The organism is Candidatus Zixiibacteriota bacterium (assembly GCA_014728145.1).
Taxonomy (GTDB): Bacteria; Zixibacteria; MSB-5A5; order JAABVY01; family JAABVY01; genus WJMC01.
In genome coordinates this window covers 1-21,511 of the sequence record WJMC01000105.1, presented here as the reverse complement: position 1 = coordinate 21,511, position 21,511 = coordinate 1, and the positions used below count along the sequence as shown (strand labels likewise).

The following is a 21,511-nucleotide window of genomic DNA, read 5'->3' as shown; positions in this document are numbered from 1 at the left end:
GATGAACATCGGCATCGCCTGCTACCCGGTCATCGGCGGATCCGGAGTGGTCGCCACCGAGATAGGAAAATGCCTCGCTCACAGGGGCCACCAGGTACATTTCTTCTCGTATGCCATGCCGTTTCGTCTGGATCCCAATGGACGCAACCTTTTCTATCACCAGGTCGAAACTTCGAATTATCCGCTTTTCAAATACCCGCCCTACACCCTGACCCTGGCGGCGCGAATCGCGGAAGTAGCCTGCAAGCATAAACTCGATCTTATCCATGCCCATTATGCCATCCCGCACGCTATCTGTGGTCATCTGGCCAAACAGATGGTCACTGAATGTGATTTGAAGCTGATTACTACAGTGCATGGCACCGATGTTACCCTGGTGGGTTCGGATAAATCATTTGTGGATATCACACGCTTTTCGATCGAGGTATCTGATGCGGTCACCGCGGTCAGCAGTCATCTCAAGGACGAGGTCTGCCGGACCTTCAATATCTGTGACGATATCGAGGTGATTTATAATTTTATCGATCCGGAAAGATATAAACCGGGTGATCCATACAACCTCAAGTGCAAGTACGCGCCCGCCGGCGAGAAATTGGTGATCCATATGTCCAATTTCCGTCCCCTCAAGCGGATCGGTGACGTAATGGAAGTCTTCCTGAAGTTAAATGAGAAAGTGAAAAGCAAGCTGATCCTGATCGGCGAAGGTCCGGAGATTGCTACCGCCACAAAATTCGTCAATGAGCACAATCTTTCTGGTGATGTCTTCTTTATGGGAAGTCGCCATAATATCGAAGATATCCTTCCTGCCGGCGACCTGTTCCTTTTGCCGTCGGAACATGAATCTTTCGGATTGGCGGCGATGGAAGCGCTCTGTTGCGGGGTGCCCTCGATCGGAACTCATACGACCGGCCTGAAGGAGTTAATAAGCGATGGCAAATCAGGCTATGTCTGCGATCTGGGGGATACCGATACGATGGCACAAAAAGCGGTCGAAATCCTGACAGATAACGAAAAATGGCAGAGTTTCTCGAAATATGCCCGTCAGTCGGTAATCGAAAAATTTCACTACGATAAAATCGTGGGTCAATATGAGAATCTGTATGAAAGGACGGTGGGTTGATGGGCTCGGAAAAACTCGATGTAATGGCTTTTGCGGCACATTGCGATGATATCGAGATCACCTCCGGCGGGCTGATGATCAAGCTGGCTGAAATGGGCTATAAAACAGGAGCCTGCGATCTGACCGCCGGTGAGATGGGAACCAAAGGGGCCTCGGAAGATCGCCTGGCGGAAGCGAGTGAAGCCGGTCGGATTATGGGCCTGGCCAATCGTATCAACCTGGGTATGCCCGATGGGGCACTCGAGTTCAATCGCGACAATATCCTGCGCCTGGCTCAGATCATCCGTGACTATCAGCCCCGCCTGGCGATTCTGCCTTACTGGGAACAGCGTCACCCCGACCATCGCGTATGTTCTTTGCTTCTTCAGGATGCATGCTATTTCGCCGGACTGAAAAAAATAGATTTACAGGGCGAACCGCATCGGCCCTTCAAGATCCTGTTTTCGACCTACTATCGCGAAATCAGACCTTCATTTTTAGTAGATGTCTCGAATCAGCATAAGCGCAAGCTGGAAGCGGTACGAGCCTATAAGTCTCAATTCGACGGTACCCCCGGTTCGAAACAGATATTTCATCCGGGAGCGGATATAATTGAATATATCAAAACCCGCGACCGCAATCTGGGATTGAATATAAAGTCCGAGTATGCCGAACCGTACTTCATCAAGGAACCGATCGCGATCGACGACCCGATGAAACTTCCCGTAAAATCGATATAAAAAAACGCGGGGGCTGCCTCGTGGGTATTGTCGTATGACAACCCGCCGCGTGTCGAATGATGGGGTATGGAACGGCTGATATCCGGGGAGGGTTACCAGCCAGTCGCAATTTGTGTTATTTGGCGGTTGGATCCATCTGCATCAAACCAAAGATGTTCCCCTCCGTGTCCTTGCAGTAAGCCATCCAGCCTACCTCGGGCACAGCCATCTTCGGCATCAGAACAGTACCACCTTTGGATTTGATCTTGTCAGTGAACTGATCCACGTCGGGAACGTCGATAGTATTTGTCACCGATGACAGCATATCGTTTTTACGGGCGATGCCACCATCGATACCCGGCTGTTCCTTGTCGCCGGATTTGATCAGCCAGTAATCCTCCGGGCCATCCCACTTGGATATCTGCCAGCCAAATACATCCTCATAAAACTTACCGGCACGTTCGGGATCATCGGCCGGAATCTCGAAATGAACGGGTCGGGGCATTCCGTTTCTCCTTTCAGAGATCTAATGTTGTAAACTCAATAAGGCACTTGCCTGAAATAGTTGTAGTCGCCTTTTATCATCAGCCTGTTTTTTGACTCATTGACAAATCGTGAGGTTTATTTCTGTATACGAGATAAATATAGTCCTGTTTCGTAAAAAAGCAAGTATTTTATGAGTTTTAGTAGAATTAGTTTTAATATAAAGTCAGGTTGAAGGAATGCAATTTTCCTGACCGTTTACATCCGAATTGACAAAAGCGGGTGAATGTTTATATTCCGGTCGGAAGAGGATGGGGCCTGGTGGCCCCCGCGGGCTTCAAACCCGTTGGCCGCCCCACAAGGCGGCGGAGGGTTCGATTCCTTCCCCTTCCGTTTTTATTGCACGTTGTTTATGCTTGTAGGATTTTATCCAAAAAACTATATTCATCAAAATGAATGATATCGAGATAAAACAGTTCCGTGATATACCGCAGGTAGAGAAAATCCTTGCTGATGATTCTCTTCGTGAATTTATCGAGAGATATTCCCGTCCGCTGGTAGGCCGCTATGTTCGCAAGCATATTGAAAGACTGCGTGAAAAGATTAAATCCGGGCGATCCGAGATGCGGTCAGCGTTTTTTAGTAAAATCATATCCGATCTCAATAATCTGCGCTATGAGCTGACCAGCCGAGTGATCAATGCCACCGGTATTGTAGTTCATACCAACCTTGGACGAACACCACTGGGAAAAGATATGTTCGACCGCTTGAAATCAAAAATCGGCGGATATTCCTCCCTGGAATTCGATCTCCTAAGGGGTTCGCGCGGAAGCCGGGGGTCTTTTCTGTTTGAACTGCTGTCCGCCCTGACCGGCGCTGAAGCAGGGATCGCCGTCAATAATAATGCTTCCTCTGTGATGTTGATCTTAAATACCTTCGGGCTCAACAAAAAAGTGATCGTATCCAGAGGCGAACAGGTGCAGATCGGCGGTGGCTTCAGGATGCATGAGGTCGCTACCAGGAGCGGTGTTAAACTTGAAGAAGTCGGCGCTACCAACCGGACGGTGATTTCAGATTATGAAAACGCAATTGATGATCTTACGACCGTGCTGTTTAAAGTGCATCTTTCCAATTTCAAACAGATCGGTTTTACCGAGGAAACCCCGGTCAGGGAGCTGGTCGAACTTGGCAAGCGTAAAAACCTGACTGTTGTTCACGACCTCGGATCAGGCGCATATGTGGATACTTCCGAATTCGGCCTGACCCGTGAACCGACCATCCATGATTCGCTCTCAGCCGGAGTCGACCTGGTATGTTTCTCAGGCGATAAACTCCTGGGCGGTCCGCAGGCCGGTATAATTCTTGGAAAAAAAGAAAAGGTCCAGGCGGTCAAGAAAAATCCGCTCTATCGTGCCTGCCGGCTTGACAAAATAATTATCGCGATGCTGGAAGAACTGGTGCTGAAGTATATGCGCGCTGATTTAAACGACATTCCCCTTTTCCAACTGCTTTCAACATCAAATTCGGAACTTAGAAACCGTGCGGAAAGAATTCAGCAGGAGCTGTCTGCTTTACAAATCGAATCCGAAATCTTGGACACCGAGGCTTTCTGCGGGGGCGGATCACTACCCGAAGAGTCTTTCCCATCGCTGGGGCTCAAACTCGCAATCGAAGGCAGTCCGCAGAAGTTTTCAGCCCGTCTTCGACAGCATGACCCACCGCTTATCGGGCGTATCAAGGATGACAACCTGGTTCTGGATTTGCGCACCGTTTTCGCCGATGAAGATGCGCTCCTGATTTCGGCTGTCAGGCAGGCATTTATAAAATAAAATGATTTACACTCTCGCCACAGCAGGCCATATCGACCACGGCAAATCGACTCTGATCCGGGCTCTGACCGGTATCAACCCGGACCGTCTGCCCGAGGAACTGTCACGGGAGATGACGATCGATCTCGGGTTCGCCTGGTTCGCGCTAAAATCCGGCGACGAGGTCGGGATTGTCGATGTTCCCGGTCATGAACGCTTTATCCGCAATATGATCGCCGGTGTGGGTGGAATCGATTATGTCCTGTTTGTGGTGGCGGCCGATGACGGCTGGATGCCCCAGTCGCAGGAACATCTCGAGATTCTGCAGTTTCTCAACCATAGGCACGGCGCAATTGTTTTAACTAAAACAGACCTGGTTGAGGAGGATTGGCTTCTGCTTGTAGAAGAGGATATCCGTGAGAAAGTCAAACATACATTTTTATATAATGCACCGATTCTACCTTTTTCTGCGAAAGGCAACCGGGGTTTAGACCTGATTCAGAAACACCTGGCTGAATCATTGAGCAAACTTCCCGAGAGATACAATCCTCACAAGCCGAGGCTTTATATCGACCGCGCTTTCAGCCTGCCCGGGATCGGTACAGTTGTGACCGGTACGATGCGTGACGGCAGTATTATGTCGGGAGATGAACTCCGGATCGTTTCCAGCCGAAAAACTGCACGCGTCAAATCGATTCAGACGTTCAAACAGAAACGGGATGAAGCTTTCCAGGGGGCACGAACAGCCCTGTCCCTGACCGGTGTTTCGAAAGAAGAGATTTCACGCGGTGACTGCCTGGTCGGTCCTGATGATTACGATGGATCATCGTCTCTGGCTGTGCGGGTTGAGATGTCTTCATTTGCACGTATCCCGCTCAACCACAACCGAATCCTGAGCCTCAAAGTCGGTACCAGTGAATTCGATGTGCGCATAAAAATGTTTAAGGATGACAGATTTTTAGCGGGTGATGAGGGTGTGATTGTCTGCCATGCACAAGAGCGGATCATGGCTCGTCTGGGTGATCGTGTGATTCTGCGTTACCCAACCCCCGATCTTTTGGCGGCAGGCGGTGAAATAGTCGATGTTGACCTGACCGGTTTTCGCAGAAACGACAAGAGCCTGCGCAAGTTTTATCTCGAGCGGGACCTCGCTCATATCGACAGTCTTATTTTGACTGAACTGCGGAAGTATAAAACCCGCGCCTCAGGCGAGCTTCTGAGGGCGTCCAATTTCAATCGGGAGGATGTCGAACGGAATTTAAATACTCTGATTGACGACGGCCGGGTGATTCGTTATGGCAATTTGCTGGTCGGTGCCGAATACAAGGATCGGCTTATAAAAAAAGTGTTATCGCATCTGGAGGATTTTCACGGACGTAATCCGATGCTTCCGGGTGTAGGCAAAGCTGAGTTGATGTCTAAATTGAAACTGTCTGAAGAGGAACTCGAATTCGCGCTCAGTATTCTGGAATCCGAAAAACAGGTCGAAGCGGACAGGAAATTTATCCGCCTGGCCGGCTACCGCGCGGGTCTCAAACCGGAACACCGCGATGTTAGAAAGGATATACTGTCAAGACTGACAGCACCCGACCTGTTGACTCCGACTCGTCGCGAGATCGAACGCGGTCATCATGTTACAAGACAGGTGCTGAACTTCCTGGTTCGCTCTGGTGAAGTTATCGAGCTCTCCGGCGGAATCCTCTTCAAAGCGGAAGATTTTGATAAAATCAAGGATACGGTAATAGACACTATAAAATCGCAGGGAAATCTCGAGGTCAAACAGCTCAAGGAGAAGCTGGGGCTGACCCGCAAATATACGATTCCTATTCTGGAATATCTCGATCGTCAGGGAGTTACCCGGCGCGAGGGAGATCGACGGGTTCTGGCCGAATAAGTCAGGATGACAAGAAAACTGCTGTTTCATTCCGGTCGTATTTACACCCAGGACGACCGCGTGCCGTATTGCCAGGCTGTGATTATCGCCGGTGGGAAAATCGAATGGATGGGGCAGAACTCCGATTTGTACGCCATACCTTCCGATGAATACCAGATAGTCGATCTGGAGGGCAAGACTGTTTTGCCCGGTTTCTGGGATTCACACCTGCATTTTGTCTTCTGGGCCTGGAGCCTGGCGATGCTCGATATCGAGAAATGTAAAAGCTATTCCGAAGTCCTCGAACTTATAAAAAAGCAGGCCAAAAAACTGAAAAAAAATGACTGGCTGGTGGGACATGGCTGGCAGTCTGATAACTGGCGAGATCCGGTCGAACCGCATGCATCGGATCTGGACAAAATCGTCCCCCGCAATCCGGTTGTCATGTTTTCCCGCGACGAACACTCGGCCTGGGTCAACAGCCTGACTTTGAAAAAGCTGGATATCGACAGAGATACTCCTGATCCCCAGGGAGGTGAGATCGTGCGTGATAGAAGTGGCGATCCAACCGGGGTTCTGCTCGAGAAGGCGGCTTTTGAAGTTTACTCACAGATACCGATTCCCCGTCTCGGTCAGTCACTTAAAGCGGTATCATCCGCCCAGAAAAACGCTCACAGCCTGGGAATAACTTCCGTCTGCAGTTTTGACGGCGCTGACGGATTCGGTGTGTTGCAGGAGTACCACAGGAAGCATGGCCTCAAAATTCGAGTGCATCACTATGTGCGCTCAGAGCATCTGGATTCACTCCTTGATTTGCATATTAAGGATCGCTACGGCGATCGGTTTTTAAAGATATGCGGGGTCAAGTTTTTTGCCGATGGCGCCCTCGGTTCCAAGACCGCCCTGATGTTTGCTCCCTATTCCGACAGCAGGACAAATCGCGGAATCGCACAGATGGAGTACGAACAGCTCGAAACTGAAATCAGGCGGGCCATCCGGGGAGGCCTCAGCGTCGCTGTACACGCCATAGGCGATAAAGCCAACTACAATGCCCTGAAAGCGATCGCTTCCGCTATGGGACGCCGCAAACATGGTTACCGTCATCGGGTGGAACATTGCCAGTTACTTAGAAAGCGGGATATCGAACTCTTCGCCCGGCACAATGTCATCGCCTCGGTGCAACCCTGCCACCTGGTTTCCGATCTCGACCTGGTGGTCAAATACTGGGGCAGGCGCGCGCGCTACTCGTACCCGTACAGCTCTTTGCTGAAAAGTGGCGCGGTGCTGGCTTTCGGTTCGGATGGCCCCATCGATCGTATCGATCCGCTCTGGAACATTTATTGCGCGGTTACCCGTAAGCGTCCCGCTGATGGATGTAAGTTATATCCGATCGAGAGATTGAATGTCGCGGAAGCGATTCGGGCCACAACTATCGATTCCGCCTATGCCGTGGGCAGAGAAGATGAGCTGGGGAGTATATCCGTGGGAAAATATGCCGATATTGTTATACTGGAAGAAGATCCTTATCAAATCGAGCCGGAGAAGATTCCATTTGTAAAAGTAATCGCGACTCTGGCCGAGGGGGAGTTTGTCTATGGAGATGAAAATTTTGAAATATGGTAAAATTCGCACGGTCGCCAGCGTGCTTGCGATTGTCATGTTTGTGCCGCTGTTATGCGGATCGCTTGTTGCTGAGGAAGGCTACAAACTGTATGTCAGCCATCCGGAATACTTCCGCGACAACAAGGCGTCGGTGAGTGTGATGAATTTCGACAGCAGTTTGCTGGTCGACCTGCTTTATACAAACCCCGGGTGTGATCTTCTACGATATCATGAAAAATTGAAGCGTTTGTTTGTGATTTCGAGCTCGCAGGGGATTTGTGAAGTTTACGATCCGGTGGTCGACAGGAAACTGTACGATTTCAGTACCGGCGGTAGAGTGGCCGATATCGCTTTTTCCCCTTCCGGCAGGACAATGTATGTCGCTAACGGCAGTTATGACGACGATTATGATAACAGTGTACAGTTGATTTCTATGGCCGATGGTGCCCAGCTGTACTCGTTGACAGTAGGACGCAATCCGGTTGCTGTTGAAGTCTCGCCGGATGGTAAACTTCTGTATGTCGCTGATCGGTTTGCCGGCGTGGTCAATGTGATCGATGTCGTTAATTATCAGGTACTGCGCTCATTTTACGCCGGTGTGAATCCAACCGACCTGGAGCTTTCCTGGGACGGGCGCTACCTCATCACCGCTTCTGCCTCTTTGAACGGGCAGGATAAAACGGGAGGTGGAATCGCGCTCGTGAATCTGGGAACCGAATCGGTTTCGGAACTGGTCCGGACCGATGGCGATATCATGCAGTTACTGACTGTGGCCGATAACCGGCTGATTTGTCTGATAAATGACGAACCGGGATACAGTGCCCTGATTTATGACCTGATCGCGGATAAAAACAGCGCCCGCCTGGCTCTTGTACGTAAGATCCCGCTGGCCGGCAAGGTAACTCACCTGACGGTAACACCGAACAGGCAGTTCCTGCTGGCGACTGATGCGGAGACGGGGACGGTACGAAAAATCGACCTGGTCGGTTTCGGAGAAGTCGGGAAGTTCGAAAAGCTGGGGCATAAAAGCATGGGACAGATTGCGCTCGTGTCGGTCGATTTTGCCAGTCAGATCGCGGCCCGTGATTCGATTATCGATCAGAATCCGGAAGGTGAATCAGCCCGGCAGGCGTATTTTGAGAAAGCTTATTTATATCGATGCCGTGGAGACAAAAACTCCGAGGTCAAAATCTACACCGATCTGGCCGAGGCTTTCTCGGGCACCAAAACCGAAATCCTGTCATGGCTGAGGCTGGGTGATCTATGCTATCATGACCTGTTATATGCCAACAGCGCAGATTTTTATACACGTGGTTTCAAGGCCTACGCCTCGTACCTGAATCGATCCGGAGATCCGGATTCGATTCCGATGGGCCTCCTGCGTGAGTCAATGGACAACCTGGGACGGGTTTCTCTGGAATTGAAGCAGGATCATCTGGAGAAAGTTTTTTCCGAGATGGAAGCTCTTTCACAATCCGGTTACCAGCTGGCAGAAATGTATTTTCTGCTGGCATATTACCTCAAAAAACAGGGCGAAACCCGGGCCTCCCGGCGCGCCCTCGATGAAGCGGAACGGCAATTGATCCATTTCACCGACCGCTCGCGCTATAACCAGCTGAAAAACAAGATCGATTTGTTGAGCGAAAACAGCCGGGTGGTGGCCAAGGCCAGGAAGCTGAAGAAATCTCCGCTGATCGATGGTAAATTGTCCGAGTGGGATGATAAAACCTCGCTATATTTGGACCGCCGCGAGAACCTGCTGGTCAACGAGATGCGCTGGGCTGATGAACGCGACCTGTCGATCGACACACGGGTAGCTTTCGACCGCGATAATCTCTACCTGGGGGCGATTGTTTATGACAATATGCTTTTCGCGGATACCGATAAAAAACGCGATCAACTGCGGTTGTATCTCGATCTGCGCGACAGATCAGGTGAATTTATCAACCGCGAGAGGCTGGCGGGAGACAACCTGTTTGTGTTTGAAATAATACCGCCCGAGGGCGAGGACAGCACTTTTTCGTTTAGCAGTCCCGAGGGTGTAAGTCCGATTTTTGCGGCTCGCAAAACCGAAACCGGGTATTCGTTAGAAGTTCAGATTCCCCTGGTTTATCTCAATAACTTCGATCCGAAACAGCGCGAAACGATCGGCTATGGTCTGGAATTGTGGGATGTCGATAATGACCAGACCGGTAACCCGGTCAAGATCATGGGCTGGGTCGCCCCCGCCAGTTCAATCGAGGGCGACCGCGACTACCGTATGCTGGGTATACTTAAATTCGATTAGGCCAGCAGATCGACCACGGCCTGCTGGTTGATCGGCAGATGCGCGTCCAGCATGGCCGGATGCTGTTGCTTGAGAGCCTGGGAGACATTCTCCGCCCGCTTAAAAATGTCTGTCGGATCGTAATTCGAGATCGCGGCGGCCGTATTCTGCTCCGCTACCTCCAGAAGTTTGCCGACCCGGACATCATCTTCAGAGGAATTCTGCAACTCGCTTTCAGCTTTGTCGACCTTCTCAGAGGCAGACTTTATATCTTCCGAAAGCTGTTTTACATCGCTGTAACTCTCGAGCTCGATCTTCTCCGGTTCGCGAAGTTGTTGTGGTACATCCCGAGCTGTCAGGCCGGGCAGATCAACCTTTTTAAAATGTACGTCGACACCTGAAAGCTCCCGCGCGATGCGCCTCTGTACAGCCTCCAGAGAATCCTGGTCGAAAGCCCCGGTCGCCATCACCTGGTACAGAAGCGACTCCGCCCGAAGCAGGTTGGTGCGTATGATGTCGAGCGAGGACCTGGTTTGAACATGGTTCTGTTCTTTGGATTTCAGGAGCGCTCGTTCTTCCTTGAATGAATTCAAGGAGAGTTCCAGCTTGTCAGCCTCGAACGGATTTCTGAGGTCCTCTTCGGAGTCAGGTAACGGGTTCTGTTTCAACTTGACCGCTACCTGAGACTTCTGGGGCATCAGAGGCTTATGGCTGGATACCTGATGACTTCCCTGAACATCTAAACTCATTTTTATCCTCCCTGCCAAAAAATCCCTTTCTGAGAGCTATAAAATACAAAATCCATGCCATGTTTATGGAACTCTGGCGTTTCATGTAAGGTGTTGCTGTACAATGGAATAGCACTGCCTGTCCAGTTTTGAATAATTGATCGCGCGCTTATATTATGGGATTTTTCCCACATTTTATGCGAACTTTCAAATAGCCGGATGCGTAGATAAGTTGTTGATTTTTATAAGAATAAATTGCAAGTTCAGTGGTAAGCTGTGAGAACATCATAAACTGAATGGGATAAATATATGGACATGCTCAAGCTCGAAAATGTAACCAAAACATTTGGTCAGAAAACAGCGGTCGATGATTTCTCGCTGGCTGTACCGGAGGGGGCAATCTACGGCCTTCTGGGGCCCAACGGGGCCGGAAAAACTACCACGATCCGGATGATTATGAATATCATCGCGCCCGACAGCGGTGAAATCAGGATTATGGGAGATCAGCTCACCGACGAGCTCAAGGACAAGATCGGATTTCTGCCGGAAGAGCGCGGTCTCTACCAGAAAATGACGATCGCGGACGTTATGCTATACCTGGGACAGATTAAGGGGATGGACAAATCCAGCCTCAAAGAGGCTATTTCGAACTGGCTGAAGCGGGTGAAGCTCGAGGATTACGCCGATAGCAAGGTGGAGGAGCTTTCCAAGGGAATGCAGCAGAAATTGCAGTTTGTTACAACCCTGATCCACGATCCTCAGCTGATTATTCTGGATGAACCGTTTTCCGGGCTGGATCCAGTCAACCTGGAGTTAATCAAGGGTATAGTTCTGGAGGAAAAGCGTCGCGGCAAAACGATTATCTTCTCGACTCATATTATGGAGCAGGCCGAAAAGATGTGCGATTCGATCTGCCTTATAAACAAAGGGCGAAAAATCCTGGACGGTCCCCTGTTCGAAGTGAAAAAGCGTTTCGGAAAAAATACGGTCGTTTTGGAATTCGAAGGCGACAATGCCGTATTAAAGAAGCTCGAAGGAATCGAAAAAATCTACGATTTCAACAAGTATGTCGAGTTGAAACTGATGCGGGATACTGAACCGCAGAAAATCCTTTCCGCGCTTGTGCCGCAGGTTTCGATCAACCGTTTCGAATACATGGAACCCTCCCTGCATGATATCTTTGTCGAGATGGTTCGCGATAAGGAGGATGAAAAGGAGGTCGGCAATGGGTAAGCTGGGGATTGTCATCAGGCATGAGTACGGCGAAGTGGTAAAAAAGAAATCGTTTCTGATCGGGACGCTTTTGACCCCGCTGTTTATGTTCGCTATCATATTTTTGCCGTCACTATTGATCGACAGGGAAACCAAAGATCCGATCGAATTTACCCTGGTTGATCTCGGTTCCGGACTGATGGATGAGTTCAAATCGGCCTTTGTCGGTCAGCTACCCGACGGGCGCTCGATTTTCGTAATCGAATATATGCAAACCAGGCCGGAAGAGTTCGATGCCCTCAAAGAGGAGCTGAATAACAAAATTGAAGCCGGAGAGATCGAAGCCTACGTGGTCGTTCCAGAGGATGTTCTGAAAACCAAGCAGGTGGAGCGCTACGCCCGCAAGTACGGAAAATTCGCGGATATGGCGATGATCGAACAGGTCATGAGCCAGGTTGTAGTGCGTGAAAAGCTGGCCGATTACGACGTTCCGGTCGAACAGGTCCATGAGCTGACTCGCGATGTAAACCTGGAGTTCAAGCAGGTCGGGCCGGAAGGACAGGAGAGCCGGGCGGAGTTTTTAACCCAGTATCTTTCAGGTATTGCTTTCGTAATGATTCTGTTCGGTTCGATCATGGGCTATGGCCAGCATCTTTTGCGTGCAGTGCGCGAGGAAAAATCTAACCGCATCATAGAAGTGTTGATCTCATCGCTCAAACCTTATGACCTGATGATGGGCAAGATTCTCGGTCTCGGGGCCGCTTCGGTGACGCAGATGATCCTGTGGGGACTGATGGGGGCGGCGGTATTCTTTTTGGGTTCCAACACGGGCTTCATCAGCGACCTGATTGACAATGCCAAATCATTGTCAGTAAACTTCTTCGTAAGTTTCGCCATCTTTTTCGTGCTGGGATACTTTTTCTACGCCACGATATTCGCCCTGTTGGGATCGATTATAAACTCCGAGCGCGATGCTCAGCAGGTTATCGGGCCGATCACGATTACCCTGATATTGCCGATCATGGTTGCCATGGCAATTGTGCAGAATCCGGATGCTCCCTGGGTTGTGGCGATCTCGATGGTGCCGTTTTTTACTCCGACCATGATGATATTACGGGCCTCGTTCGGGTTTGTGCCACCCGCGCAAATCATTATCGGCATGGCTGTTCTGGTAGTTTCGATTGCGGTGCTGGGATGGCTGACCGCAAAAATATTCAGGATTGGAATTCTGATGTATGGAAAACGGCCCTCGGTTTCGGAACTTATCAAGTGGTTGCGCTATAAATAGTATGTATGACAAATTATGTTTTCGACATTTATGATTTTGAACTGCGGGACATGGAAAATGTAACCGTCAAACTCTCTGAACTGCTGGCGGAAAAACCGGTGTTGCTGGTCTTTTTCAAGCACGACTGTCCGACCTGTCGTTTTACATTGCCGTTTATCCAAAGGTTGTATGACCGCTATTCTGATGATTACGCCTGTTTTCTCGGAATTGCGCAGGATAATCGACAGGACACCGTGAACATGGTTTCGGAACTCGACCTCGATTTCAAAATCGTAATGGAACCGCCACCCTATGATGTCAGTCGCCGCTACGAATTGGGCTCCGTACCGACGGTAATCCTGATCAATTCTGACGGTGCCGAGATTTCACGTTTCATGGGATTTCAAAAGGGGGAGCTGGAAAAACTGAATTACATCCTGCCCGGCCTGAGCGCTAAAGAACTGCCGCTGTTCGCCGTAGATGATGATGTTCCGAATGTCAAACCGGGGTGAATATCCCGTCACCAGGTTTAGTTTAAACCGCTGATTTTTGGTAAAAAATTGAATCAATATTTATAACAGCAGTGTTTCTTTTTTATGAAGGTTTTATTATATTGTCGCGGTCAGGTTAGTATAAGAAGCGAGGTAAAATATGCACAGATACGAAACTGAAAACTACAAAATTAAAGTCGGCCTGGCCGAGATGCTCAAAGGTGGCGTGATTATGGATGTGACCACCGTCGAGCAGGCCAAAATAGCCGAGGATGCCGGCGCGGCCGCGGTTATGGCCCTGGAGAAGGTTCCGGCCGATATCCGCGCCGAGGGCGGGGTAGCGCGAATGGCCGCGATCGAGGTTATAGAAAAAATCAAAGAAGCGGTCTCTATCCCGGTTATGGCCAAGGTTCGTATCGGCCATTTCGCCGAGGCTCAGATACTTGAGGCACTGGAAGTCGATTTTATCGATGAATCCGAGGTGCTTACTCCGGCCGATGAGAAGTACCATATCGACAAATGGCAGTACAAGGTGCCGTTCGTATGTGGATGTCGGAACCTGGGCGAAGCTCTCCGGCGTATTTCCGAGGGCGCGGCTATGATCCGTACCAAGGGCGAAGCCGGCTCCGGTAACATCATCGAGGCAGTCCGCCACATGAGAATGGTCATGAGCCATATTCGACGCCTGCAGGGTATGTCACCGGAGGAACTGCACAGCGAAGCTCAGGAGATGAAAGTCGCTCCCGAGCTGGTAGCCAAAGTTGCTCAGCTGGGCAAAATTCCGGTGCCGAATTTCGCCGCCGGCGGTATTGCCACACCGGCTGATTCATCGCTGATGATGCAGCTCGGCGCTGAAGCCGTTTTTGTCGGCTCAGGTATTTTCAAGTCGGATAACCCGGAAGTGCGTGCCAAGGCAATCGTAAAAGCGACGACGAATTACCAGGACCCGAAAGTTTTGATCGAGGTCTCACGCAATATCGGTATCGCTATGAAAGGTCTCGACCTGAATGATATCCCCGAGGATGAACTATTGCAGGTTCGATAGATTTCGATACAGGTAGAGATGTATTTAACGCCGGATTGAAAGATTCGGCGTTCTTTAATTGGGTCAGTTTCTATGGCTGAAAGCAGAATTCACCTGAAAAAAAACGAGGAAAAGGCATACCAGGTCGGTATTCTCGCTCTCCAGGGAGATTTCGACCTGCATCGCAAAGCCTTCGAGAAACTGGGATGTTCCGTCTGCCTGGTGAAAAATGTCTCCGATTTAAATCAGATCGACCGACTGGTTATTCCCGGCGGGGAATCGACCACGATCAACAAGCTGATTGACCAGTATGACCTCCGCCAGCCTCTGATCGATTTCGGCCGGGCCAAGCCTGTCTGGGGAACCTGTGCCGGACTGATTATGCTCTCACGCGATTCAGGTGACGAGCGGATCAATCCGCTCAAGCTGGTCGATATCGATTCCGCCCGTAATGCCTATGGCCGGCAGATCGACTCCTTTTCCGAGGTGGGTGATATCCAGCTGGACGGCAAAACTGATCGATTCAAAATGGTTTTTATCAGGGCGCCAAAGATAACCAGGCTGGGCGATAAGGTTGAAAGCCTGGGTAAGATGAAAGGTGATACCGTCATGGCTCGCCAGGGACATCTGCTGGTGACCTCGTTTCATCCTGAACTCACCGACGATCTGCGTATCCATGAATACTTCTTGAAAATGGAACCCCCCAAAAGATAGCGGGAAAGATTTTAGCCGGCTTGCTGTACACCGCTTCTGAGACGTTTCTCCATAAAGGCTGAAGCCAGATCTGAAATAACCGGGCGAAATTTTCCCGCTTCGGTAAACTCGATTTTATCGTGATATTCAACCTTGATTTTGAAGCTGTTTGCCAGCGCTTCAGAAGTATAATCGAGAAGCATTTTTTCATCGCTATCGATCTTGAAATCCGGGCTGACGACTACACGCAGGATTACATTGTTCAGGTCTAACTGCTCGAGTTGATATTGCCTGATCTTGTTGAATCCCCGCTTTTCCAGATTTGTCAAAAAAAATGGCAGAATCAGTCCCTTGCGGGTCAGAAGCAGATCCCTGTTTTTGCCTCCCAGGATACGGAAATAGGGAGACCTTTGCCGGCAGTCAGGATCATTGCAGTACTCCACCAGGTCCTCTGATTGATACCGTATCAGGGGAAAGGCGTAATTATGCAGGCTGGTCGTCAGCAGGTTACCCGCACCGCAATGATTGCGGATCAGATTGGAGTCAGTTGTGGGCTGTAACTCGAGGTGGCAGTATTCGCTGACTTCATTGAAATGATCGTTGCCGGGACTAAAGGCGGCAATGGTGTTCTCACGGTTTCCATAGTATTCTACATATTCGCCTATGAGAGCGCGTTTCAGGGTCTCCCGGATAGGGGAATACATCTTTTCACCAAAAGTGGCTACCAGGCCGGTTTCTATCGGGGGCAGATCATTTACGAGGATATGTTCAGCAAGAACAAACAGGGTGTTGGGATGGCCCCAGATCAGCCTGGGTTTAAATTCGCGCAATGGATTCAATATCCTGTCAAATTTGTGTTTGCTGATGTAATAAGTGTTCAATACCAGGGTATTGTCAATGCGGTCCAGTTCACACGCGGGTGAGTTAAGATCGAAGCCTAACGGGCGGGTCAAAGTTGCAGTCGGATCACGAAAAGCGATCCCCCGTGAATGCAGAAACCTCCAGTATACCGCCTGGCGAAATGCTTCCTGGTAACTGCTTCGAAAGATGGTAGTCCGGCTACCACTGGTGCCGGACGTCACAGTTTTAATCGGCTGATAGCTTTCAAAATCATCCGCTTTAAAGTCTTCAAAACAGTTTTGAATCGTCTCTTTTTCGAGAATCGGTAATTGTTCGAAAGCCTGAAAATTGTCAATATCACGGTAGTCTATATTCATTTTCTTGAACAGACGGCGATAGTAAGGGACATTGTGCTGAGCATGCTTAACCAGGGCACGCAATCTGGCAAGTTTATAGTCCAGCAGGCGTTCAAAACTCCAGTTCTGGCTTTCCAGTAAAAAACCGAATATTTCCCTGAAATCTCTGCCGTAAAAGTACGGTAACGGCAGAAAACGATACATGATGTTTTTGAATTTAGATGTAAGATTCCCCATACAGTATGACTATCGGTCAGAACCATGACGTAACTAAATCGGTTTGTGTATTAAACCGGTCTCATACAGGTATCAATATCAAAAAAAACGAGATTGTCAAGTATATTATTATACCTTACTGTATCAGTCGCGATTAAGATGCGGTTCGACAAACGGTGATATCACCTGCCTGAATTTGCCGCTTTTGGTAAACGGGATGTCGCTTACGTATTCGATACGAAAGTGAATATTTTCTGAGATTGTTTTTTTTGCCGCTTCCAAAAGAATGGGCTCATCAGTTTCAGGGATATAATTTATTTTGGGGACGATTTTGATCACCACCCGGTCAAGTTCTTCCTGCACCATCTGGTACTTGAGCAAGCCGTTGAAATTGATCTTTTCCAGGTAGATATAGAAGTAAGCCGGCGAAATAATGCCCTCCGTACCCATCAGCAGGTTTTTACCCCGTCCGCCGATCAACTCGATTTTCGGATATGGGCTGTCCTCATTCTCGAAGCCGAGATTACGTCCGATATCGCCGGGACAGTAGCGAATCATGGGCATGGCGTAATTGTGCAGGCTGGTGGAGACGATTTCTCCGCTTTCGGCCTCTGCTCTGGCATCGACTTCAAGGTGACAGTATTCCGAGACTTCGTAGAAGGTAGCGTCGCTGTCACCCCAGGCGGAGATCGTATTTTCGCGGTTGCCGTAATACTCTTTAAATGTGGTTGGAAATGACTTGTTGATGATTCTTTTTACATTTTCAAAGGCTTTGGCGGCGTATGTTGCCACCACCGGTATTTCGAGCGGAGCGAAGTTTTCTATCTGGGCATGCTCGGCCAGCATACCAAGAATACTTGGATGAGTCCAGATCATTTTAGGCTTGAAACGTATCAGCTCATGCATTATTTCAGTGATTTGCTCATGGATAATATGATAAGAATTGACTACCAGACGGTTCTCCAGTCGATCAATTTCAAACAATGGTGAATCCAGCGAATAAGCTGTGGGATTTGTAATCTGAGCGATCCGGTCGCGAAAACCGACACCCCAGTTATTGTAGATGCGCCAGACAACCGCATTGCGGAAAGCTTCCTGGTAGTGACTGCGGTAGAGGTGTGTCACCCGGCCGGTTGTACCGGAGGTTTTAGTTGAAATCGGTCTGTGGCGCTCGAAATCATCAGCTTTCAAATCATCCTGCCGATCGAAAAGAATGTCCTTGGTTAGGGGCGGTATCTGGTCAAATTCCTCTAAAGACTTAAGGTCGCGATAATCAATATCTTCGCTTTTAAACAGTTCGCGGTAGTAAGGAACATGTTTTCCTGCGAACCTGACAAGTTCACGCAGTTTACTGAGCTTGTATGACTGCATCTGCTCACGAGACCAATGGCGGGAGCTTTCGAGAAATGACCTGATCTGGCTGAACTCCCTGCCGTAGTACCAGGGTAAAGGCAGAAAGCGGAAAATAAAGCCTCTGGCTCTTTCGTATAAGTTACTCATGGGATAATAATAAAATCTTGAGTGAATAAATCAAAATAAATATACTCTCGTCTTTAGTATATTCGGCAATTATAATAATTTCGCTTGAATTATTCCGGTTTAAGAGTTATAAATTCCAATTCAGGACAAATTCGGAAAGGTATTGAGATGCAGTCAGAAAAAAACATATATTTTGATCACCAGGCCACCACACCACTCGATAAGCGCGTATTCGAGGCGATGAAACCGTATTTTTGTGAGAAGTTCGGCAACCCGTCATCGCATATTCACAAACAAGGAGTAACCGCCAACCAGGCGCTCGATCTGGCACGTAGCCAGGTGGCTGACCTGATTGGAGCTAAACCGGATGAGATTATTTTTACTTCCGGCGCAACCGAAGCCAACAACCTGGCTGTTAAGGGATTTTTGAGATCTGGAGAAGCGCGCGGAAAGCATCTGATTATCTCCGAGGTCGAGCATTATTCGATACTGAACCAGATGTACGAGTTAAAAAATCAAGGCTATGAGGTTACGATTTTGAAAGTCGACCAGAATGGCCGTGTCGATCCCACCCATGTGGACGGGGCTGTCCGGGAGGATACGGCGTTGATTTCGATCAACCTGGCAAGTTCGGAGATCGGAACCATTCAGCCGATTGCTGAAATAGCCAAAGTCGCGCGCGAAAAAGGTGTCTGTTTCCATGTCGACGGTGCCGCGGCTGTCGGCAATATCCCTGTTGATGTCACTCAACTGGGCGTCGATTTACTGACCATCTCAGCTCATAACTACTATGGTCCCAAGGGGGTAGGTGTCCTTTACCGCAGGTCCGGAGTAAATCTCAGGCAACTCTTCGAGGGCGGTTTCCAGGAAAGCGGATACCGTTCCGGAACCGAAAACCTGCCCGGGATAGTCGGGATGGGCGAGGCTTCAGTTCTGGCGCAGAAAGAGATGTCGCAACGGATCGAGCATCTCAATTTTCTGACCCAACGTCTTCGCGAGGGCCTCCGGGAAAAAGTAGAATATCTCAGTTTCACCGGCGATCCACAGCATCGTTTGCCGGGTCATGTCTCTTTCTGGATCAAATATGTGGAGGGGGAATCGCTTTTGCTGATGCTCAACATCAAGGGGATTATGTCCGCCTCAGGTTCAGCCTGCTCTTCCAACTTACGAGGTCATGATGAGGAGGATCTGGCGGCCTCGCATGTGCTTACCGCGATAGGGGTGCCGGTCGAATACTGTAGCGGCTCGCTCACGCTCTCGCTGGGCAAGGACAACACCGTTGAGGAGGTCGATTACCTGCTCGGGGAGATGCCGGAGATCGTCGAGAAATTGCTCATGATGTCGCCATTGTACGCAGATAAGCTGCGTGGAAATGATCCCTATTCGCAATAAGCGGTGCTCCTGAGTACTCGTTAGATGTAAAAATTATAAAACAGCTTCAAAAAAGTCTTGTTTTCCGGGAAACTTTTTATATTATGTCAGGTTTATATAATGGCCGGTTAAACTTTAGTGATAGGTTAAACATCTGGAGTTGAGATGAGCGAAAAGGTATTTCCATATTCGGATAAGGTCATGGACCATTTCATGAATCCTCGCAACATGGGCGAGATCGAGGATGCCAACGCGATCGGTGATGTCGGCAACCCGGCCTGCGGGGATATGATGCGTCTGTATTTGAAAATTCAGGATGAGAAGATAGTCGATGCCAAGTTCAAGACCTTCGGATGCGGGGCGGCGATTGCCACCTCCTCCATGCTGACCGAGTTGATCAAGGGGATCTCACTGGATGAGGCCAAAAAGATTTCCAACAAGGCGGTGGCCGAAGCTTTAGACGGACTTCCGGCAGTCAAGATTCACTGTTCGGTTATGGCCGAGGAGGCCCTGGCGGCGGCTTTGAAGGATTACGATAAACGCAATAACAGTGGAAACGGTGGTTCCTGAGCCCTGTTTCAACTTAATAGAGAAAATTCAAGCCGGTTTCGACAGCCGGCTTTTTTTGTTTAACCCTGCTCAGTAATTTTAAATGCCCTGATAATCTCATGTCCATCGCTGGCGGACAGCAGGTTATCGATAAACCCGGGGTATTCGAATCTCTCGGCAAGTTCTTTGAAGACTTTTAGATACAGGTTGTCATCGTAGGGTGGCGCAGCCATGCAGAAAAACAGCCTGACTGGTTCACCGTCCATTGAATCAAACTCGTAACCCTTAAGGTTTCTTCCGATTACGACGATGAATTCGCGGGCCTGCATGGTACGCACATGGGGTATGGCTATACCTTCCCCGATCCCTGTCGAAGCCTTTTTTTCGCGGTTCATCAGGTCGATAAAGAGCTTGTTCTTGTTGGATACCTTGCCAGACTTCTCCATCAGATCGACAAGTTCCGAAAGGATCGTTTCTTTGACCTCAAGTAGTTGGCGTTGAGAGTATTCGCCCTCTTCAGGGGGATCAACTTCCGATTCCATCTCGAGTTTGATCAGGTCGACATCGAGGTAGCGTGAAATGTTCATTTTGTTTCAGTATGCAAAAGTTTACGCATTTTTGCTGTCTAATTTAACCTCTGTACGTTTGTTTGTCAAAGAAAATAATCGCTAAGCCGTGTTTTTTTAATAGGTTAGAGGTTTTTATGAAAAACTCGCATTTCCGGTCTGATATTTGCAAAAAATAGCTCGGAAAAATATTTAGGAGATGTATTTACAATATGTATGCCTTACGTGAATTTAACTTGACATCCATAGGTAATTCTTTATATTTCTATCGATTTACCTGCAGATCAATTTGGTGGGGTGAGTCTGCTTACGGCTTATTACTTTTGGCAAAGGGCAGTATACTAACTTTCTTCTTTTTTAGCTGTTTACTAGAGGTAATTACATTCATTTTTCCTGAATTGAAGATAACTACTAACAAACCATTAATTCCATTAGGGAGGTAGCATGTTGAAAAAACGCTTCCTGATCACTGCATTACTCATGCTGTTTACGCTGTCTTTTGTACAGGCCTATGCGCAATCCGGTGAAAACGACACTGTCTTTGTGGAAACTGTCGTACTGGATGGTCCGCCGTCTGTGGACACGCTCATTCCTGTCAAAATCAGGCTGGTAAACACATTTGAAGTAGTGGGTGCTTCTCTGGGCTTCTACTATGGTTCCGATGACATCACGATCGACTCGGTATCCAAGGTAGGCGCTTCCTGTGCTCATATCAACATTTACAACAGTTTTGCAGAGCCAGATAGTAATCTGGGTGTGATAGGCTTTGTCAAGCTGATGGAACCGCAGGGTGTGATTCCTGGCGATAGCCTTTTAAGTACGCTCTGGTTCACTGTGCCTGCGGGTACGCCGGAGCAGTTTATACCGAT

19 protein-coding genes and 1 tRNA gene are annotated in these 21,511 nt (G+C 49.1%); 15 read left to right on the top strand and 5 right to left on the bottom strand.

Going from position 1 to position 21,511, the window contains the following annotated elements:
• Position 1: 1 nt before the first annotated feature.
• Both bshA and bshB1 read left to right on the top strand, forming a co-directional pair.
• Entirely contained in the window at positions 2-1,120 is a 1,119-nt protein-coding gene (gene bshA, locus GF404_06695; protein MBD3381867.1) for an N-acetyl-alpha-D-glucosaminyl L-malate synthase BshA, read from the top strand.
• Positions 1,120-1,839, top strand: coding sequence for a bacillithiol biosynthesis deacetylase BshB1 (gene bshB1 / locus GF404_06690; GenBank protein ID MBD3381866.1), 720 nt, complete (start codon positions 1,120-1,122; stop codon positions 1,837-1,839). Before bshA ends, bshB1 begins: the two co-directional genes overlap by 1 nt.
• Before the next feature lie 115 nt (positions 1,840-1,954).
• On the opposite strand, the gene GF404_06685 is transcribed toward bshB1, so the two are convergent.
• Positions 1,955-2,323, bottom strand: coding sequence for a VOC family protein (locus tag GF404_06685; GenBank protein ID MBD3381865.1), 369 nt, complete (start codon positions 2,321-2,323; stop codon positions 1,955-1,957).
• A gap of 281 nt (positions 2,324-2,604) precedes the next feature.
• Between GF404_06685 and GF404_06680 the strand changes: the two genes are divergently transcribed.
• The 5 genes from GF404_06680 to GF404_06660 all read left to right on the top strand — a co-directional run bounded on the left by GF404_06680 (position 2,605) and on the right by GF404_06660 (position 9,871).
• A tRNA-Sec gene (locus tag GF404_06680) sits at positions 2,605-2,694 on the top strand.
• A gap of 59 nt (positions 2,695-2,753) precedes the next feature.
• Positions 2,754-4,130, top strand: coding sequence for an L-seryl-tRNA(Sec) selenium transferase (locus GF404_06675; GenBank protein MBD3381864.1), 1,377 nt, complete (start codon positions 2,754-2,756; stop codon positions 4,128-4,130).
• Between the two features lies 1 nt (position 4,131).
• Positions 4,132-6,003, top strand: a complete 1,872-nt coding sequence (selB, locus tag GF404_06670; protein MBD3381863.1) for a selenocysteine-specific translation elongation factor — start codon at positions 4,132-4,134, stop codon at positions 6,001-6,003.
• Between the two features lie 6 nt (positions 6,004-6,009).
• The gene (locus tag GF404_06665; GenBank protein MBD3381862.1) at positions 6,010-7,605 is read left to right on the top strand and encodes an amidohydrolase family protein; all 1,596 of its coding nucleotides are present in this window, start codon (positions 6,010-6,012) and stop codon (positions 7,603-7,605) included.
• A complete protein-coding gene (locus GF404_06660; protein MBD3381861.1) occupies positions 7,577-9,871 on the top strand; it encodes a hypothetical protein in 2,295 nt (764 codons plus the stop codon). The genes GF404_06665 and GF404_06660 overlap by 29 nt, the downstream gene beginning before the upstream one ends.
• Here GF404_06660 and GF404_06655 read toward each other — a convergent pair.
• Positions 9,868-10,599: a hypothetical protein gene (locus tag GF404_06655; GenBank protein ID MBD3381860.1), complete on the bottom strand. Its 732-nt coding sequence runs from the start codon at positions 10,597-10,599 to the stop codon at positions 9,868-9,870. The two genes, GF404_06660 and GF404_06655, sit on opposite strands and share 4 nt — an antisense overlap.
• 288 nt (positions 10,600-10,887) lie before the next feature.
• On the opposite strand from GF404_06655, the gene GF404_06650 reads away from it, so the two are divergent.
• The 5 genes from GF404_06650 to pdxT all read left to right on the top strand — a co-directional run bounded on the left by GF404_06650 (position 10,888) and on the right by pdxT (position 15,286).
• Positions 10,888-11,811 (top strand): ATP-binding cassette domain-containing protein, encoded by a 924-nt coding sequence (locus tag GF404_06650; GenBank protein ID MBD3381859.1) that lies wholly within the window; start codon positions 10,888-10,890, stop codon positions 11,809-11,811.
• On the top strand, positions 11,750-13,078 hold the full coding sequence (locus GF404_06645; GenBank protein ID MBD3381858.1) for an ABC transporter permease subunit: 1,329 nt from the start codon (positions 11,750-11,752) through the stop codon (positions 13,076-13,078). Before GF404_06650 ends, GF404_06645 begins: the two co-directional genes overlap by 62 nt.
• Before the next feature lie 5 nt (positions 13,079-13,083).
• Complete coding sequence (locus GF404_06640; GenBank protein MBD3381857.1) at positions 13,084-13,569, top strand: redoxin domain-containing protein; 486 nt, start codon at positions 13,084-13,086, stop codon at positions 13,567-13,569.
• Positions 13,570-13,708: 139 nt separating this feature from the next.
• Positions 13,709-14,593 (top strand): pyridoxal 5'-phosphate synthase lyase subunit PdxS, encoded by an 885-nt coding sequence (gene pdxS, locus GF404_06635; GenBank protein MBD3381856.1) that lies wholly within the window; start codon positions 13,709-13,711, stop codon positions 14,591-14,593.
• Between the two features lie 72 nt (positions 14,594-14,665).
• On the top strand, positions 14,666-15,286 hold the full coding sequence (pdxT, locus tag GF404_06630; protein MBD3381855.1) for a pyridoxal 5'-phosphate synthase glutaminase subunit PdxT: 621 nt from the start codon (positions 14,666-14,668) through the stop codon (positions 15,284-15,286).
• An 11-nt stretch (positions 15,287-15,297) separates the two neighbouring features.
• On the opposite strand, the gene GF404_06625 is transcribed toward pdxT, so the two are convergent.
• The gene (locus tag GF404_06625; GenBank protein ID MBD3381854.1) at positions 15,298-16,698 is read right to left on the bottom strand and encodes a hypothetical protein; all 1,401 of its coding nucleotides are present in this window, start codon (positions 16,696-16,698) and stop codon (positions 15,298-15,300) included.
• Positions 16,699-16,821: 123 nt separating this feature from the next.
• A complete protein-coding gene (locus tag GF404_06620) occupies positions 16,822-18,177 on the bottom strand; it encodes a hypothetical protein (protein MBD3381853.1) in 1,356 nt (451 codons plus the stop codon).
• Positions 18,178-18,324: 147 nt separating this feature from the next.
• Here GF404_06620 and GF404_06615 point away from each other — a divergent pair, with 147 nt between their 5' ends.
• Both GF404_06615 and nifU read left to right on the top strand, forming a co-directional pair.
• Complete coding sequence (locus GF404_06615) at positions 18,325-19,548, top strand: aminotransferase class V-fold PLP-dependent enzyme (protein MBD3381852.1); 1,224 nt, start codon at positions 18,325-18,327, stop codon at positions 19,546-19,548.
• A gap of 144 nt (positions 19,549-19,692) precedes the next feature.
• A complete protein-coding gene (nifU, locus tag GF404_06610) occupies positions 19,693-20,097 on the top strand; it encodes a Fe-S cluster assembly scaffold protein NifU (protein ID MBD3381851.1) in 405 nt (134 codons plus the stop codon).
• A gap of 59 nt (positions 20,098-20,156) precedes the next feature.
• On the opposite strand, the gene GF404_06605 is transcribed toward nifU, so the two are convergent.
• Complete coding sequence (locus GF404_06605) at positions 20,157-20,663, bottom strand: hypothetical protein (protein MBD3381850.1); 507 nt, start codon at positions 20,661-20,663, stop codon at positions 20,157-20,159.
• Positions 20,664-21,086: 423 nt separating this feature from the next.
• Between GF404_06605 and GF404_06600 the strand changes: the two genes are divergently transcribed.
• Positions 21,087-21,511, top strand: a 425-nt coding sequence (locus GF404_06600; GenBank protein ID MBD3381849.1) for a hypothetical protein, incomplete at its 3' end; no start/stop codon positions are given.

Bases quoted from the DNA above. Each gene is read 5' to 3' on its own strand.
- GF404_06615 (MBD3381852.1), top strand. From the start codon at position 18,325: ATGCAGTCAGAAAAAAACATATATTTTGATCACCAGGCCACCACACCA.
- GF404_06645 (MBD3381858.1), top strand. From the start codon at position 11,750: ATGATATCTTTGTCGAGATGGTTCGCGATAAGGAGGATGAAAAGGAGG.
- selB (MBD3381863.1), top strand. From the start codon at position 4,132: ATGATTTACACTCTCGCCACAGCAGGCCATATCGACCACGGCAAATCG.
- nifU (MBD3381851.1), top strand. From the start codon at position 19,693: ATGAGCGAAAAGGTATTTCCATATTCGGATAAGGTCATGGACCATTTC.
- GF404_06650 (MBD3381859.1), top strand. From the start codon at position 10,888: ATGGACATGCTCAAGCTCGAAAATGTAACCAAAACATTTGGTCAGAAA.
- GF404_06660 (MBD3381861.1), top strand. From the start codon at position 7,577: ATGGAGATGAAAATTTTGAAATATGGTAAAATTCGCACGGTCGCCAGC.
- GF404_06625 (MBD3381854.1), bottom strand. From the start codon at position 16,698: ATGGGGAATCTTACATCTAAATTCAAAAACATCATGTATCGTTTTCTG.
- pdxS (MBD3381856.1), top strand. From the start codon at position 13,709: ATGCACAGATACGAAACTGAAAACTACAAAATTAAAGTCGGCCTGGCC.
- GF404_06685 (MBD3381865.1), bottom strand. From the start codon at position 2,323: ATGCCCCGACCCGTTCATTTCGAGATTCCGGCCGATGATCCCGAACGT.
- GF404_06665 (MBD3381862.1), top strand. From the start codon at position 6,010: ATGACAAGAAAACTGCTGTTTCATTCCGGTCGTATTTACACCCAGGAC.
- GF404_06640 (MBD3381857.1), top strand. From the start codon at position 13,084: ATGACAAATTATGTTTTCGACATTTATGATTTTGAACTGCGGGACATG.
- bshA (MBD3381867.1), top strand. From the start codon at position 2: ATGAACATCGGCATCGCCTGCTACCCGGTCATCGGCGGATCCGGAGTG.
- GF404_06655 (MBD3381860.1), bottom strand. From the start codon at position 10,599: ATGAGTTTAGATGTTCAGGGAAGTCATCAGGTATCCAGCCATAAGCCT.
- GF404_06675 (MBD3381864.1), top strand. From the start codon at position 2,754: ATGAATGATATCGAGATAAAACAGTTCCGTGATATACCGCAGGTAGAG.
- GF404_06605 (MBD3381850.1), bottom strand. From the start codon at position 20,663: ATGAACATTTCACGCTACCTCGATGTCGACCTGATCAAACTCGAGATG.
- GF404_06620 (MBD3381853.1), bottom strand. From the start codon at position 18,177: ATGAGTAACTTATACGAAAGAGCCAGAGGCTTTATTTTCCGCTTTCTG.
- bshB1 (MBD3381866.1), top strand. From the start codon at position 1,120: ATGGGCTCGGAAAAACTCGATGTAATGGCTTTTGCGGCACATTGCGAT.
- pdxT (MBD3381855.1), top strand. From the start codon at position 14,666: ATGGCTGAAAGCAGAATTCACCTGAAAAAAAACGAGGAAAAGGCATAC.